The organism is Streptomyces sp. NPDC101110 (assembly GCF_044759525.1).
GTDB lineage: Bacteria > Actinomycetota > Actinomycetes > Streptomycetales > Streptomycetaceae > Streptomyces.
The window spans coordinates 472,761-487,794 of the sequence record NZ_JBIVZM010000004.1; the positions used below are offsets into that span (position 1 = coordinate 472,761).

15 protein-coding genes are annotated in these 15,034 nt (G+C 71.2%); 11 read left to right on the top strand and 4 right to left on the bottom strand.

Annotated elements, in window-relative coordinates; translation table 11 throughout:
• Nucleotides 1-6 precede the first annotated feature (6 nt).
• From ACIQU3_RS11525 to ACIQU3_RS11535, 3 genes are all read left to right on the top strand, one after another.
• Entirely contained in the window at nt 7-1,338 is a 1,332-nt protein-coding gene (locus ACIQU3_RS11525; RefSeq protein WP_403924554.1) for an MFS transporter, read from the top strand.
• A complete protein-coding gene (locus ACIQU3_RS11530; protein ID WP_403734890.1) occupies nt 1,331-2,092 on the top strand; it encodes a PIG-L deacetylase family protein in 762 nt (253 codons plus the stop codon). Before ACIQU3_RS11525 ends, ACIQU3_RS11530 begins: the two co-directional genes overlap by 8 nt.
• Nucleotides 2,093-2,165: 73 nt before the next feature.
• Nucleotides 2,166-3,440 (top strand): acetyl-CoA carboxylase biotin carboxylase subunit family protein, encoded by a 1,275-nt coding sequence (locus ACIQU3_RS11535; protein WP_403734887.1) that lies wholly within the window; start codon nt 2,166-2,168, stop codon nt 3,438-3,440.
• 30 nt (nt 3,441-3,470) lie between these two features.
• Here the strand turns inward: ACIQU3_RS11535 and ACIQU3_RS11540 are convergent, their stop codons facing one another.
• From ACIQU3_RS11540 to asnB, 4 genes are all read right to left on the bottom strand, one after another.
• Entirely contained in the window at nt 3,471-4,601 is a 1,131-nt protein-coding gene (locus tag ACIQU3_RS11540) for a diiron oxygenase (RefSeq protein WP_403734884.1), read from the bottom strand.
• Between the two features lie 38 nt (nt 4,602-4,639).
• A complete protein-coding gene (locus ACIQU3_RS11545) occupies nt 4,640-4,927 on the bottom strand; it encodes a PqqD family protein (RefSeq protein ID WP_403734881.1) in 288 nt (95 codons plus the stop codon).
• A complete protein-coding gene (locus tag ACIQU3_RS11550) occupies nt 4,928-5,707 on the bottom strand; it encodes a hypothetical protein (protein WP_403734878.1) in 780 nt (259 codons plus the stop codon).
• A 92-nt stretch (nt 5,708-5,799) separates the two neighbouring features.
• A complete protein-coding gene (asnB, locus tag ACIQU3_RS11555) occupies nt 5,800-7,995 on the bottom strand; it encodes an asparagine synthase (glutamine-hydrolyzing) (protein ID WP_403734875.1) in 2,196 nt (731 codons plus the stop codon).
• 441 nt (nt 7,996-8,436) lie between these two features.
• Here asnB and ACIQU3_RS11560 point away from each other — a divergent pair, with 441 nt between their 5' ends.
• From ACIQU3_RS11560 to ACIQU3_RS11595, 8 genes are all read left to right on the top strand, one after another.
• Complete coding sequence (locus tag ACIQU3_RS11560; protein WP_403734870.1) at nt 8,437-9,513, top strand: hypothetical protein; 1,077 nt, start codon at nt 8,437-8,439, stop codon at nt 9,511-9,513.
• A 19-nt stretch (nt 9,514-9,532) separates the two neighbouring features.
• Nucleotides 9,533-10,216, top strand: a complete 684-nt coding sequence (locus tag ACIQU3_RS11565) for a hypothetical protein (RefSeq protein ID WP_234848865.1) — start codon at nt 9,533-9,535, stop codon at nt 10,214-10,216.
• Nucleotides 10,216-10,947 carry a hypothetical protein gene (locus ACIQU3_RS11570; protein ID WP_403734866.1) on the top strand — a complete coding sequence of 244 codons (732 nt, stop codon included), beginning with the start codon at nt 10,216-10,218 and terminating at the stop codon, nt 10,945-10,947. The genes ACIQU3_RS11565 and ACIQU3_RS11570 overlap by 1 nt, the downstream gene beginning before the upstream one ends.
• Entirely contained in the window at nt 10,944-11,717 is a 774-nt protein-coding gene (locus tag ACIQU3_RS11575) for an alpha/beta hydrolase fold domain-containing protein (RefSeq protein WP_403734862.1), read from the top strand. The genes ACIQU3_RS11570 and ACIQU3_RS11575 overlap by 4 nt, the downstream gene beginning before the upstream one ends.
• Nucleotides 11,714-12,700 (top strand): nucleoside-diphosphate kinase, encoded by a 987-nt coding sequence (locus ACIQU3_RS11580; protein ID WP_403734858.1) that lies wholly within the window; start codon nt 11,714-11,716, stop codon nt 12,698-12,700. Before ACIQU3_RS11575 ends, ACIQU3_RS11580 begins: the two co-directional genes overlap by 4 nt.
• Nucleotides 12,697-13,371 (top strand): HAD family hydrolase, encoded by a 675-nt coding sequence (locus ACIQU3_RS11585; RefSeq protein ID WP_403734854.1) that lies wholly within the window; start codon nt 12,697-12,699, stop codon nt 13,369-13,371. The genes ACIQU3_RS11580 and ACIQU3_RS11585 overlap by 4 nt, the downstream gene beginning before the upstream one ends.
• Nucleotides 13,358-13,552 carry a (2Fe-2S)-binding protein gene (locus tag ACIQU3_RS11590; RefSeq protein ID WP_366708768.1) on the top strand — a complete coding sequence of 65 codons (195 nt, stop codon included), beginning with the start codon at nt 13,358-13,360 and terminating at the stop codon, nt 13,550-13,552. The genes ACIQU3_RS11585 and ACIQU3_RS11590 overlap by 14 nt, the downstream gene beginning before the upstream one ends.
• 421 nt (nt 13,553-13,973) lie before the next feature.
• Nucleotides 13,974-14,915 carry a LuxR C-terminal-related transcriptional regulator gene (locus ACIQU3_RS11595; protein WP_403734849.1) on the top strand — a complete coding sequence of 314 codons (942 nt, stop codon included), beginning with the start codon at nt 13,974-13,976 and terminating at the stop codon, nt 14,913-14,915.
• The last annotated feature ends 119 nt before the right edge of the window (nt 14,916-15,034 follow it).

Genomic DNA, 15,034 nt, shown 5'->3' on the forward strand with positions numbered 1-15,034 from the left:
CGGCCGGTGCGTGCCCACCCGAAGCAGCCCGCCCCGTCCGCACCGGCGGACCGCAAACTCGGCGCTCCCTTCCGGATCTTCCAGGCATCCGTCCTGGGCTCGAACCTGGCGGACGGCGTCTACCTGGTCACGCTGCCGCTGCTGGCCCTCTCCCTGAGCGGCTCGGCGCTGGTGGTCAGCGCCGTGGGCGTCGCCATGCGGGCGCCGTGGCTGCTGCTGATCCTGCCCGCGGGAGTGGTCGTGGACCGCTGCGCACCGATGGCCGTCATGAACTGGGCGTCGAAGTGCCGTTTCCCGCTGGTCGCCGTGCTCGGCCTGCTCGCCTGGGCGGGGATGCTGCCGGTGTGGGCGCTGGTGGCCGGCGCGTTCCTGATCGCGGCGCTGGGAACCTTCGTGGATCTCGCCGCCCAGTCGCTCCTGCCGCGTCTGGTCGCCCCGGAGCTGCTGCCCAGGGCCAACGCCAATCTGCAGTCCGGCCAGACCCTCGCGGCGCAGTTCGCGGGGCCGGCCCTCGGCGGCGTCCTCGCCTCGCTGCACGGCGTGGGCTTCACCGTCGCGGCCGTGCTCTACGCGGGAGGGCTGATCGGCCTCGCCCTGCTGCGCCGCCGGCCGGGCCCGTTCGGGGCGCACACCCTTCCGGCCGCGCCCCGGAAGCCCGAGCCCGCCGGCCGCGGGATCGCGTCGATGTGGCGGGACCTGCGCGAGGGCGCCGCCTACTTCAGGCGGCGCCACGACCTGATCGGTCTCGCGGCCGTCGCCGCCACCGGCAACATCGCGTTCGCCGCCACCATGACCATGCTGCCGGTGTGGGTGGTCTCCCCGGGGCGGCTCGGACTGCCGAGTTCGGCCATGGGCGTCATCGCCGCCGCCCCCGCCGTGGGCGGAGTGCTGGCGGGCCTGGTGGCCGCGCGGCTGCTGAAACGCTTCGGCGGGCGGGCGGTGCTCGGCTTCTGCGCCCCCGCCGTGGGGCTGTGCCTGGCCGCGATCGCCCTGCCCACCCCGCCGGCCGCGTTCGCCGCGCTGGCCGTGTGCGGAGGGCTGATGGTGCAGCTGAACGTGATGAGCATGTCCCACCGGCAGTCGACCATCCCGACCGCGCTGTTCGCACGCGTCAACTCCGTCTACCGGTGGATCATCCTCGGCGTCTCGCCCGTCGGAGCCCTGCTCGGCGGTCTCGTCGCGCAGCGGTTCGGCACCGCCGCGGTGTTCCTGTCCGGGGGCGCGCTGGCCCTGGCCGCGGGCGCCCTGCTGCCCGCCCTGCTCTTCCACCCCGCATCCCAAGGCCCCGACCGCCTTGCGGAACCCCGACCGACCGACGAGGAACTGACCCATGACTGAACAGCTCCAGGAGTTTCCCTCCGACTGGACGCGTGCCCTGGCCATCGTCGCGCACCCCGACGACGTCGAGTACTCGGCCGCCGCCGCCGTCGCGACCTGGGTCGACGAGGGCAAGGAGGTCGTGTACCTGATGGCGAGCCGGGGCGAGTGCGGGATCGACGGCCTGGACCCCGAGAAGGCGGCGCCGATCAGGGAGCGGGAGCAGCGCGAGAGCGCCGCGGTCGCCGGCGTGAAGGAGGTGGAGTTCCTCGACCACCCCGACGGGCTGATCGAGTACGGCGCCGCGCTGCGCCGGGACCTCACGCTCGCGGTGCGCAGGCACCGCCCGGAACTGGTCTTCACGCTCAATCACCACGACCACTGGCGCGGTGTCTCGTGGAACACCCCGGACCACCGCAACGTCGGCCGGGCCGCCCTCGACGCGGCGGCCGACGCCGCCAACCGGTACCTGTTCCCCGAGGAGGGCCTTGAGCCCTGGGAGGGGGTGCGCTGGCAGGCGGTGGCGGGATCCCCGTACCCCACGCACGCCGTGGACGTCACCTGGGCGGTGGAGCGCGGCGTCCGGGCGGTGCTGGAGCACGCCACCTACCTTCAGGCGCTGACCGACGAGGACCCGGAGGCCTACGTCCGGGGCTTCCTGGGCCGCAACCTCGCCGCCGCCGGGGCGCGGTTCGGCGGCCGGCCGGCGGTGTCCTTCGAGGTCTTCCACCGCGACCCCTACCGGGTGCGCGCCGGTGAGGTCCACTACCGCTGAGCCCCGGCCGCCCCGCTCCGCCCCGCCTCACCCCTCCCGCCCCGTCCGTGGACCGACCGTAGGGACACCGCTCGTGCACATCGCCATCGTCGACGTCAATCCCCCCGCGGTGCAGGCCGTACGGCTCGCCAAGGAGGCGGGCCACCGGGTGACGTTCCTGCAGCCCGCGCTGACGCAGTACGCGCTCACCGGCGAGACCCTGAAGGCCGTACGGGCGGTGGACCGGCTGATCGACGGGATCGACACGACGGACCCCGCCGCCGTGCTCGAAGCGCTGGAGAAGTGCCACGCCGAGTCGCCGATCGACGTGGCGGTGGCGTTCCAGGAGCTGGCCGCGGAAGCGGTGGCCGCCGCCTGCCGGAGCCTCGGGCTGCGCGGCACGGCTCCCGACGCGGTGTTCACCGCCCGCCGCAAGGACCGCTGCCGTGCGGCGCTCGAGGAGGCGGGGCTGGCGTCCGCCCGCTGGGCCCTCGCGCTCGACGTGGACGAGGCGCTGGCAGCGGCCGGCCGGATCGGCTACCCCGTCGTGATCAAGCCGCCGTCCGGCAGCGCCAGCCTGCTCTCGCACGTGGCCGGCGACCCGCAGGAGGCGGCGGCCGCCTGCCGGAGCGTGCTGAACGGCACCGACGGGGTCCCGGCGCACTGGCGGACCCAGTTCGCGCGGGGCGTCCTCGTGGAGGAGAAGCTGACGGGCAGGCTGGTCTCGGTGGAGATCGGCGCCCGGCGGGGCGAGTTCTTCCCGTTCTGCGTCACCGGCCGGTTCCGCGCACCGGAGAACGAGGTGGTCGAACTGGGCTCGTGCGTCCCGGCGGGTCTGTCGCCGCAGGAGAGCGCCGACTGCGTCGCCTACGCCGAGGAGGTCTGCCGGGCCATCGGAGCCGACCAGGGGATCTTCCACCTGGAGGTGATGGTGACCGAACGCGGGCCGGTCCTGGTCGAGTTCAACCCCCGGGTCATGGGCGGCGGCCTGCCGCACGCCTACCGGCACGCCACCGGGCAGGACATCTACCGATCCTGGCTGCAGCTGATGACCGGGGAACCGGTCGACGTCCCCGGCGGGATCACCGGCTGCACCGCCGTGTTCGCGGTCGTCCCCCGGGACGGCGGCCGGCTGTCCGAGACGGCCTGTCTCACGCCGCTCGACGGGCAGCCCGACGTCCTGGAGGTCATCGGGTTCGACGCCTACCGGACCGGCCCGGGCGAGACGGTCGCCCCCGGCCAGGCCGTCGCCCGCTTCATCCTGCGCGCCAGGGACCGGCGGGCCGCGGTGGGCAGGGCCGGGGAACTGCTGGGCCGGCTGGAGGGCACGCTCGGCACCCGGCTGATGACCGGCGACCTGGACGCCTGAACCACCAGCCCCCGTACGGCCGTACGGGGGTCAGAGCAGTCCGTGCGCGCGGAACTCGTGCTCCACCATGGGGTCGTCCAGCACGTCCAGCGCCACGAAGTAGGAGATCGTCCGCTTGGCCGTCGCCCGGGTGTGCGCGGCGACCGTCTTCGCGTCGTACACCTCCGCGAGGACCTGCTCGGCGTCGTCGCGCGTGAGCCCGTAGCCCAGCAGCTCGGCGCGCACGGCGTCGAGGTCGGGCTGCAGGAAGGCCGCGATCAGCCGGGGCACCAGCAGCGCCGCCTCCCGCCGGGCCGCGGGGTCGAGGGCGGCCCACAGGTAGCGCAGGAAGGCGGCGAAGTACACGTGGTGGCGTCCCTCGTCCGCGGCGTGGTCGCGGATCGTCTCCCGCACGGCTGGCACGATCTCGCTGTCGACCGGCAGTTCGGCGAGGCTGGCCGATATCAGCGTCTCCGAGACGGTCACGAAGAGCAGTTCGGCCAGGGCCCGGGTGTGCGGCGGCAGTTCCTGCTGGATCTCCTCCAGCCTCCGCAGGAAGTAGGGCTGTTCCGGCAGCACCGGGGCGATGCCGGTGGTGTCGCGGACCTGGCGCATCAAGTCCACCGAGAACAGGGCGTGGTAGGCCTCGTCGCAGTAGATCTTGTAGGCGTCGAAGCGCATCTCCTCGGGGAGTTCGACGCCGACGCTGCCCTGCGCGATGCCGAGCGCGGTGCGGTTGACCACCAGCGTCTCCAGCTTGGCGGTGAAGTCCAGGTAGCGGTAGAGGTGCTGGACGAGCACCGTGTCGAACAGCTCGGGGCGCAGCTCGGCGATGAGCGGGTGGCGCGCGACCGGCACCAGCTCGGGGGAGAAGTAGCGGGAGGCGTCGGAGGACGGCGCGCTCAGCTCACGCCGGGGCGACCGGCGGACGGTCGCCCGCTCCGCCCAGCGGGCGAAGGGGGAGCTGTACGACAGGTCGGCCTGCGCCCCGTCCGCGCCGGCTTCGGGCGCGGGGCCGGACGCGGGTCCGTCGCCGGCGAGTCGGCCGGAACCGGCGACGGGTTCGGCATCTGCGACCGGTGCGGAACCGGCGGCCGTCGCCGCACCGGCCGGGGCGAGTGCCTTGCGGGGGCAGTAGGCCAGGGCGGAGCACCCCACGAAGAGCCCGACAATCCCGCACATCGCATGGTTCCCAATCGTTGGTGAAGGTGGTGGAGGGGTCAGGCGTTCGGCAGGTCCAGGACCCTGACTTCGGCGAGCTGGCCGATCAGGTCCGCGGCGTCCGCCACCGCCTCGTCGACGTCGATGCCGTACTCCTCGGCGAGCAGGGCACCGATGCCTGCCACCGAGCGCTGCCCGTCCACGCAGGCCAGGATGAACGCCGCGGAGTCGGACAGCTCCATGGCGTTCGGCCCGACGGCGATGAGCGTCCTGTCACGGAACCTGCGGAAGCGCGCCGCCAGGCCGAGCCGGGGTACGACGTCGGCCGCTGAGGTGGTCAGGGACATTCAGATCTCCACCCTCATGGAAAGAAGCTTGCACAGGTACATCACGTCACGGACCCAGGTGGCCGGGTCGTCCTGATCGAAGTCGCGCATCGTCTCGACCGCCCAGTAACGCTCGTACGACAGCGCCTGCGGAGCGGCCGCCTTCATGCGCCGGGCCCGCCACTTCACCAGCCGGCCGCACTCGCCGTGCGCGGCGACCAGGGCGTCCACCGCGTGCCCGAACGCCTGGCGGACCGACAGCACGGCGCTCGCCTCGTCGCCCGCGGCCAGCTGCCCGAGGGCGTCCTCGGCGAAGTCGTCGGCGTTGGTCAGGCAGTGCGTCACCACGGCCGCCCCGAACGCCGACTCCTCGATCAGCCGCTGCTGCCGGCGCACCCACTCCTCGCCGTCGAGTGGGCGGCAGACCAGCAGCCGCTCCAGCAGCTGCTCCTCGTCCCGGGTGAGCATCTGGCCGACGGTGCGGCCCTGGTCGAACTCCGCCCAGGACACCTTGGCGAGGATCTCCTCGACCTGTCCGGACGTCCAGTACTTGACCTCCCAGCGCCGTTCCTCGAGGTAGAAGTGCTCCGTGGGCACGTCGGGGTGGCTCAGCGGGACGCGGATCGTGCCGGAGGAGCTGCCGGTCCACGGCTTCTCGCCCACCACGTAGATGTCGAGGTCGCTCAGGTCGTTGCCCCAGCCGCGGGCGAGGGAGCCGACGACGAACGCGGAGTCGTGGCCGTCGGGCAGCAGGTCGCGCCCGGCCAGTTCGTCCAGGCAGCGGGTGAAGTCGAAACTCATGCGGGCGTTGGCCTTCCGGGCGCGGTCGTCAGGGGGCTGGACATGGCTGGCGGCCTGCCACCGGTGCGTGCGGTGGCAGGCCGGTGGCCCGGCTATTCGCCCGTCGCCGGGCCGGAGAGGGTGAGCAGGCCGAACTCGGCCGACTGGAACAGCAGTTCCTCGACGTCGGAGAGTTCGCACTCCGCGGCGGCCAGGAGCTCGCCGAGGGTGCGCTGTCCGTCGATGCCGTCGAGCAGCCGCTGCCACTGCGGCATCTCCTCGCCGTCGATGACGAACTGGATCTCGCCGTCGGTGACCAGGTAGCGCAGCAGCGGTTCCTTCTGGTCGGTGAGCAGCAGGACCGACTCGTCCAGTGCGGGCACGAGCGCGTCGTGCAGCTCGGGCCGCCGCAGCACCCGGGCCTCGATGCCGTCGCGCTCCGCGTCCCAGTCCCCGACGATCAGTTCGACCGGGACGGGAGCGGGCGTGGCCTCCACGGGCGGCGAGGGCGGCTGCTGCAGCATCACGTCCAGCAGACCGAGGTTGACCGCGCGCAGCAGGAACTCCACGTGCCCGGAGGACGGGTCCTGCTGCAGGGCGCGCAGGGTGGCACGCGCGTTGTCGGCGTCGAGGTACTCCTTGGCCCGCGGACCGGACAGGGCCTCTTCGAGCAGGGCGTCGCCGTCCGCCGCGAGCATGCCCGCGAAGGCGCGGTAGGTGTGGCGGATGCCGTCGCCGTAGAAGAACCCGACCTTGGTCCGCTCGGCGAACTCGGCCGGGAGCACCCCGTCGAGGCCGTCGCGGAGCAGGCGCTTGTCCCAGGTGAGCCGGGAGCGCAGCGACGGCGGGACACAGGCGGACAGCTCCACGAGACGGTGGTCCAGGAAGGGGACCCGGGCCTCGATGCCGCTGCCGGCGGCCGTGCGGTCCTCGTGCCAGCAGTTGTACTGCTGGACGTCGCGGTACTTCCAGCGCAGGTACCGCTCGTAGGGGTCCTCGGCGGGTGTCCCGCGGCGCAGCACCTCGGCCCGCACCAGCGGCTGCGGGGACTGCTCCCACCAGGCCGCGAGACCGCGGTGGCGGTGGCGGTCGTCGCGCAGCGCCATGCCGTCGATGCCGGAGGCGAACTGCTCCCAGTCGTCGCCGAAGCTGGCCGTGTAGCCGCCGTTGAACTCGTCGCTGCCGCCGCCCAGCAGCATGCCCTTGATCTCCGGGAACCGGGCCTTGACGAAGCGGTACAGCTCCCGCTTGTAGAAGACCTCGGGACCGCACTGGGGGCTCTCCAGCAGCCACAGCAGGTTCTTCCACTCCTGCGCGGCGGGCACGCGGGAGATGTCGAAGAGGACCTGGTGGTTGTCGAGCCCGTAGTGCCGGGCGACCCGGTGCCCGTACATGGCGTCCTCGTTGGCGAGGGTGCTGCCGTTGAGGGCGGTGAAGGTGCGGGGGCGGATGGTGCTCAGGGCGGCGATCGACGCGGAGTCGACACCACCGCTGAGGAATAGGCCCACCTCGGTGTCCGAGGTCTCGCACTCGCGCACCGAGTCGGCGAGCGCCTGCGCGTACCGCTCGGTGAACTCCGCGGGGGAGAGCTCGTCCCGCAGATCCGCCGGGCGCGGGAAGGACCAATAGCGGTGATTCTCGGTACTTCCGTCACGCAGGTCGATCGTGACGATGGTCGCCGCCGGCACCAGTTCGACACCGCGGAACCAGGTATTGGGCGCGCCTTCGACGAAATCCGGCGCTCCGGTGAGCGCCTGGTCGGAAAGGGCGCTGTCCCAGTCGAGTTCACGCGGGCAGGCAGGGTCTTCGAAGAGCGTCTTAATCTCGGATCCGAAGACGATGCGCTCGCTGTTCCGGTGATGGAAAAGCGGCTTGATGCCGAACCGGTCGCGGGCGAAAAGGAGACGGTTTCTCTTGCGGTCGTAGAGGACGATCGCAAACATGCCCCGGACGTCGTCCAGGAATCGGAGTCCCTTTTGCTGGTAGAGATGCACCAGCACTTCGCAGTCGCCGGACGTGCGAAGGCGGACGCCGGAAGGCAGGGTCGCGGCCAGCTCGCGATGGTTGTAGACCTCGCCGTTGGCGATGAGGATCACATCGCCGTCGGGGCTGTGGATCGGCTGGCCGCCGTTGCTGGGGTCCACGAGGGACAGTCGCGTGAAGGCCAGGCCGACCGGCCCGGTACGCAACAACTCCTGATCGTCGGGGCCTCGATGGGCCACGGCCCGCGCCATGCGACGCAGAAGGCCGTCAGTGTCCGGCGAGAGCACCTGCCCATCGGTGCGGGCCAGACCTGCAAGGCCGCACATATTCACCTCACTCGATCTCGGAGTACTCCAGAAAAAGGATTTGCGCCGGGGCGCCGTGGTCCAGAGAACCTCGGCGCCCCGGCGCTCACATCACACGACCGTGATCAGAACGGTCCCGAAGGCAACCTTCTTGGTGGCCGGCTTGGTGTACTTCTTCATGTGGAATCACCTCCTTTTCCTGGGGAATAGGCGAGCCATCAGGTTCCGGTGACCGGAGCCCGTCGGCTTCGCTGGAACGACACTAAGCCGCCGGAGCCGATCAGCGCACCTTCACCATCATGCAATGCATGATGCTGAGCTCGATGCGGGCTGGTAGCAGCGGAGTACGGTGAACGACAATCACTAAGGCCAACTTATTGGATTGGGAGTTGTCTCGTGGAATCCACTGCAGCGAGCGGGTCTAGGTCGCCTATGGCGAATCCATGGAGTGGGCTGCCGCCCGTGGAAGTCCATTGCCATGGGTTCGGTGACGTCGATTTCTCGGACTTCACCAAGGTCGACCTCGCGCGCCTCGACGCCTGGTGCGCGAGCGAGGGCGTCCTGAGCCTGCCCACGATGTACCTCCACCGGGCGCAGCTCGCCGAGTTCGAGGCCTTCGTGCACGAGTACCACCGCATGCGGGGCGAGGGACTGCTGCCGCACGTCGCCGGCATCGCCCTGGAGGGGCCGCTGCTGGCCAGCCACGGCGGTACTCCCGCGTCGACGGTCTGGGCCCCCAGCAGGCACGAGTGGGAGCGCCTCGCGGCCCTCGGACCGTACGGACTCACGTACACCGTCCTGTCGCCCGACGCGTTCTCGCCCGCCTCCGAACTCCACGACGAGCCCACCGCCCGCGACACGGGCTTCGACTGGCTCATCCCGCTCCTGATGGCCCACGGAATCCGCCCCGCGCTCGGCCACTTCACCCGTGCCGACCCGCAGCGCAGCGCCGAACAGGTCGACGAGATCGTCGAGCTGGCCTGGCAGAGCGAGTGGTCCGGTACCGGCGTCCGCGTCGTCACCGACCACCTGTTCAACGACATGCCGCTGCTGATCCGGCACGCCTTCCGCAGTGCCCGGGCGCGCGCCGAGCGGGACGCCGTCATCGCCTCCTACGACCTGCCCGGCTGGACCCTCGACCAGATGGCACGGATCGTCGGACCGGTCCCGGCGGCCATCATGCGCCAGGCGGCGGCCGGCCGTATCGGCGCCTGCATCAACTTCGACGGGGAGCACGTCGACCTCGCCATCGCGACCCGCGCCGTCCAGCTGATGGGCGTGGAGAACTCGATGATGATGACCGACCGCTGCGACTCCGCACGGCTCGGCGGCCAGGACCTGCACCACCGCGTGGACAACGCGCTCTGGTACCAGCAGGACGGGATCGTCGCGGCCGGTTCGGTGCCGTTGGCCCGTCAGATGGCCAACGCGCAGTCGCAGGGCCTGTCCCCCGAGGACGTCCGCACCCTCGCCGCCGGGACCGCGCACCGGGTGTTCGGACTGCCCGTCCGGTCGGAAGCCCGCCTCCCCGTCGCGTAATCCGAAGAAGGAGCCCCACATGCTTGACGCACTCGACCGGCTGGTCGTCGACTGGTCCGATCTCCCCAAGGCCCGCGCGCAGACCAAGGAGATCCTCACCGCGCTCTCCGAGGACAAGGCGGCGCTGACGCAGCTGCTGGAGCGGGCGCGCGAGGAGGAGGACCTCTTCGACAAGTGCGAGCACCACCGGCTGCTCGACAAGCTCGTCATCTACGACGCCCTGGACCGCGGCTTCCGCATCCGCGTGCACGTCTCCACCGAGGACCACCGCGACCGGCCGCACGACCACCGGTTCACCTTCACCTCGCTGATCATGCGCGGCCAGTACAAGCACGTGCGGCACGAACTCACCGGGCGCCTGTCGGAGGAGGACATTCCGCAGAGCGCCCAGGACGACTTCGACGCCGTGCCGACCGACCTGCGCGTGGTGCCCCGGTTCGTCACCCACGAGCAGGCGGGCAACTGCTACACGCTCCACCACAGCGAGATCCACACCACGTACACCACCCCGGACACCGTCTCGCTCTTCCTGCGCGGTCCCGCGGAGAAGGAGCGCTCGATCATCACCGAGCGCGAGACCGGCCGTGTCTGGTGGCGCTTCGGTGAGGACAAGGAAAAGGCCGAGCGCCGCGGCAGCAAGCGCATCAGCAAGGACTATTTCGACGAACTCACCGGCCGGCTGCGGGCCATGGAGGTGCTGTGATGGTGACCCGCCCCGGCGACGACCTGCTGGATCCCACCCCGTCGATCCTGCTGACCGCGCCCTCCGAGCAGGACGTCACCAAGGCCGAGGCACTCATGGCCTCGCTGCCCAAGGTGCGTTGGGACGACCTGGAGGCGGCGGCGGAGATCACCGAGGCGATCGCCCGCCGGCTCGGCGACGACCGGGCGCTGCTGCGCACCCTCGTGGGCCGCGCGCTGCGCACCCCGGAGCTGCGCGAGAAGTTCGAGTGCCACGCGCTCGACGACAAGATCGTGATCTGGGACGACCAGGACAAGGGCCTGCGCATCCGGCTCCGGCTCGCCAACACCGACCAGTACGAGCGGGTCCACAACCACCGCTACAGCTTCACCGCCTACATCCTGCACGGCGCGTACCAGCACACCCTGTACGCGACCGACCAGCCGCTCGACGAGAGCGCCGACGTCTCCCGCTTCTGGCCGTACTTCGTGCGCGAGGAGCCGGCCGGCCGGTGCATCACCCTCGACCACGAGCAGCTGCACACCACCATCACCGAGCCCGAGACGATCTCGCTGATGATCCAGAGCCCCGCCCGCAAGCAGCGCGCCTTCATGATCCGCCGGGACGACGGGACCGTCTGGTACCGCCTGGGCGCCGCCGAGGAGTCCGCGGAGCGCCGGGCCGAGGTGCGCATGTCCGACGAGCGCATGCACCACTGGCTGTCGCGACTCGAAGCGTTCGGTCTCCTGTGAGCACGGCTTTCGGCCATCTCCGGTACGGACCCTCCGGGTGGCAGCGCATCGACCTGTACGGGCCGGCGGAACCGGAGGACGGTGACGAGCCCGTCGCCGGGACACCGCAGGCCGCACCGGTGGTGCTGGTGCACGGCGGTTTCTGGCGGCACGACCGTACGGCGCAGGATCTCGAACCGCTGGCGTTCGCCCTGGCCGAACTCGGCCACCGGGTCGCCGTCCTGGAGTACCGGCCGAGCTGGGACGGCGGGGCCTGGCCGGGCGCCGCCGAGGACTGCCGGGCCGCCCTGCACCTGCTCGGGCAGAAGGACGGCACCTGGGACGGCGCCGTGCTCGTGGGCCACTCCGCGGGCGCCCATCTGCTGCTCGCCGCCCTCCAGGGGCAGGCCCGCGGGGCCCGCGTCGTGCTGCTCGCCCCGGTGAGCGACCTCGCCGAAGCGGCCCGCCTCGGGGTCGGTGAGGGAGCCGTGGAGGTCTTCCTGGCCGAGCACCTCGCCGCCGGCGGCACCCACCGGGAGGCGACGCCGGTCCTCGCGCCGGCCGACGCGTCCTCCGTCACGGTGGTGAGCGCGCAGGAGGACCAGGCCGTACCGGCGGAACTCACCCGCCACCAGCTGGACCACTGGCCGCAGGACGGACCACGGCTGACAACGGTGTCCGTGCCCGGCGCACGCCACATGCACCTGGTGAACCCGCAGCGCCCCGCCTGCCGGACCGTGCTGGAGCTCATCGGCGGCGGTGCCGCGACCGCCAGGAAAGAGGACAGGTGACCACGACGACCACCGCCGCCCCGGCGCCGGCGGACCTCCACGGGCCGGGCCCGACCCGCTCGGCCGTGCTGCCGCGGGCGTTCGACTCCCTGACCGTGGACCCGCGCAAGCGGGACCTGTACCGCCTGGACACCTACGCGCGGGAGGGGCTGGAGCTGTTCGGCTCCCCCAGCGAGCGGGCCTGGCTGCACGCGAACACCTTCGTGGTCCTCAAGCCGGACGCCCTGGCCGGCCGGCGCGGTCCGCGGGTGCTGGAGATCCTGGAGGAGGAGGGCTGGAAGCCCTTCGCGGCCCGGCCGTTCCACTTCGACCCGGTGCTGACCAGGGAGATCTGGCGCTACCAGTTCAACGCCGCCTCGCGGCAGCGTATCGCGGTGGTCGACCACCTGCTGGGCTCCGGCCCGTCCGCGCTCGTCCTGCTGCGTGACACGCGCAGAGCGGGATCCGGCCTCCCCGCGAGCGTACGGCTGACCGCCGCCAAGGGAGCGGCCGACCCCGCCTCCGCCCACGGCCGTGACCTGCGCACCCGCTTCGGCCGGGTCAACGGGCTGTTCAACTTCGTCCACACCCCCGACGAACCGGCCGACCTGGTGCGGGAGTTGCGGCTGTTCACCTACCGCACGGGGACCGCCTGGCTGCGCGGCGCGCTCACGCAGAGCCCGCCCCCCGAGGGACAGCCGTGCCCGGCCCGGAGCCTGGTCGCCGAGCTGGAGCGGGACGTCCCGCTGCACGACCTCGCGGCGGAGCCGAGCCTCGGCCGGCTCGCGGGGCGCACCGACCGGTGGGGTGCGCTCGCCCGCGAGCACCGCACACGCGACGCGGTCCGGCACTGGCTGACGGCCCTGAGCGACACGGAGTTGCCCCCGGGCGCCGCCCGCTGGGACGTGCTGTCGGTGCTGACAGAATGGATCGACTGCAACGAACCGGGCGTCGCGCCGCTGCTCGCCACCGTCGCGGCCGCCGACTGGAGGAACGAAGAGTGAGCGCCCTTCCCCCCGCCCCGCAAGCGGTCGTCTTCGACTGTGACGGACTCCTGGTCGACACCGAGGTCTGCTGGACCAGGGCCGAGACCAAGATCTTCGCCGCCCATGGCCACGCCTTCGGACCGGAGCAGAAGGCCCTGGTCATCGGCCGTACGTTGCAGGGCGCGGGCGAGGCGATGGCCGAGTACTTCGGCCGGCCCGGAGCCGGCCGCGAGCTCGCCGCCGAACTGCTCGGTCTGGTACGCGAGGAGCTGGCGCAGGGGGCCGACGCGCTGCCCGGCGCCGCCGAGCTGGTCAAGCGCTGCGCCGCGGCCCTTCCGGTGGCGGTCGCCAGCAATTCCCCCCGGGAACTGCTCGACACCGCGCTCACCTCGTCCGGCCTCGCCGACTGCTTCCCGGTGTCCTTCGCGGCCGACGAGGTGACCACGGCCAAGCCGGCCCCCGACCTCTATCTGGTGGCGTGCGAGGCGCTGGGCGCCGACCCGGGCCGCTCGGTCGCCTTCGAGGACTCCGCCACCGGCATCGCGTCGGCCCGGGCGGCCGGCCTCTACGTCGTCACCGTGCCGTCCCTGCCGGGCGCCGCGTTGGACCACGACTGGCTGGCCTCCTCACTCGCCGACGCCGAACTCGTCCGTTGGGCGGAAGGACTGGGCGACGGTGTCCGGCAGTGACGATCCGCTGATCTGCCTGTGCGCGCGAGTGCCCGAGAGCGAGATCATGGCGGCGATCCGGGCGGGCCACCGCGACGCGGCGGCGGTGCGTGACGAGACGGGCGCCGGATCCGGCTGCGGGGACTGCGTGGTGGAAGTCGAGGACCTCATCGCCTGGACGGATTCGGCCACGCGCGCCTGACCCGGCGGGCCGCTGCCCGCACCCCCTGGGACTTGGGGCCGAATTCAATCGTCCTGGCTTGAACTGTGTCTGAAAACCATACTGCCGAGTGTCTGTAGGAACCATACGCTTACTCTCCGCTTGCCCAATTCGGCAGTGTCTGAATGCGGCAGGTGCGGCGACGACAATTCCGGGGGGCTTAGCGCGGATCCTGTGATGTGGCCAGGTCCGTCGTCCGCAATATCCTCGTGTGGAGACAGGGATCAGTCCATCGAGGGCCACGATGGCTGGTCTGCTTGCGCGTGTCAGCGCGGAGGGGGACAGTGTGAGTAATTCACCACTAAAACGAATAGCGATTGCTGATGCCACGTCAGAGGACGAGGCGGATCCGGAGCGCGTGTATTCGCTGGCGGTCCGTCAGAGGCAGGTCAGACTCAGCGGCTTGAGTGAAACCCTCGGCTGGAGCCGGGAACGCACGGCGGCCGCCGTCGAGAAGCTGTGCCGCTACAACCTGCTGGTTCCGGTGCATCAGGACGGAGAGACCTTCAGCGTCTCCACTCCGCGTCACGCGGCATCGCGGCTTCTCGCCCCGCTCGACCGGCAGATCGAGAGCCTGGAGCGCGAGGCGTTCCGGCTCCGCACCGACTTCGGCAAGTACCAGGTCGCCTACACCGAGGCGGTCGCCGGCTCCGACCGGAACCTGGAGTTCGTCACGCTGGTCGGCCACGACGCCATCAACGCCGAGCTGGAGCGGGCCGCCGCACGGTGCCAGGAGGAGGTCCTCACGGCCCAGCCCGGCGGGGGCCGGAGCGCGGAGAGTCTGGAATCGGCCTGGTCGGCCACCAAGGACATGCTGGAACGCGGCATCCGCATGCGCACGGTCTATCAGCATTCCGCCCGTTTCAGCCCGGCCACCAGGCGCTACGTCAACCAGGTCACCAAGTACGGCGGACAGGTCCGCAGCCTGGAGGAATTCGCCGAGCGCCTCATCATCTTCGACCGCAAGGTCGCTTTCATCCCGGCCCGCAGCGATCGCGAGGTCGCCCTCGCCATCCATCAGCCGGCCATAGTGGAATTCCTGGTCGGCATCTTCGAGCGGGCCTGGCTCCTCGGAACTCCCTTCCCCGCCCAGAACCGCGCCCCCGATGTGCAGGTCCTGCTCTCGGGTGTCCGCCTGTCCATCATCAAGCTGCTCGCCGACGGTGAGACGGACGAGACCATCGCCCGCCGTATGGGGTTGAGCGTGCGGACCTGTCGCAGCCATATCTCCAAGATCTACGAGACGTTCGGAGCACGCAGCCGCTGCCAGTTGGGCGTCTTCATCGCCAACTCGGGTTTGCTCGACGGGGGCGCCGACGACGTGGTCGGGGAAAACGCGAGCTGACATCGATCATGCAATATCCGCAACGTCCGAAGCATAAAAAGTCAGCAAAATCAGCGAGACCGGCAAGCTGTGCACGACCTGCAATTGCTGCAATTGCTGTGATTCTCATGGAGGTTGGG

Excerpts from the sequence above, each read along its gene's own strand:
- ACIQU3_RS11530 (WP_403734890.1), top strand. The coding sequence starts at position 1,331 with ATGACTGAACAGCTCCAGGAGTTTCCCTCCGACTGGACGCGTGCCCTG.
- ACIQU3_RS11540 (WP_403734884.1), bottom strand. The coding sequence starts at position 4,601 with ATGTGCGGGATTGTCGGGCTCTTCGTGGGGTGCTCCGCCCTGGCCTAC.
- ACIQU3_RS11545 (WP_403734881.1), bottom strand. The coding sequence starts at position 4,927 with ATGTCCCTGACCACCTCAGCGGCCGACGTCGTACCCCGGCTCGGCCTG.
- ACIQU3_RS11550 (WP_403734878.1), bottom strand. The coding sequence starts at position 5,707 with ATGAGTTTCGACTTCACCCGCTGCCTGGACGAACTGGCCGGGCGCGAC.
- asnB (WP_403734875.1), bottom strand. The coding sequence starts at position 7,995 with ATGTGCGGCCTTGCAGGTCTGGCCCGCACCGATGGGCAGGTGCTCTCG.
- ACIQU3_RS11565 (WP_234848865.1), top strand. The coding sequence starts at position 9,533 with ATGCTTGACGCACTCGACCGGCTGGTCGTCGACTGGTCCGATCTCCCC.
- ACIQU3_RS11570 (WP_403734866.1), top strand. The coding sequence starts at position 10,216 with ATGGTGACCCGCCCCGGCGACGACCTGCTGGATCCCACCCCGTCGATC.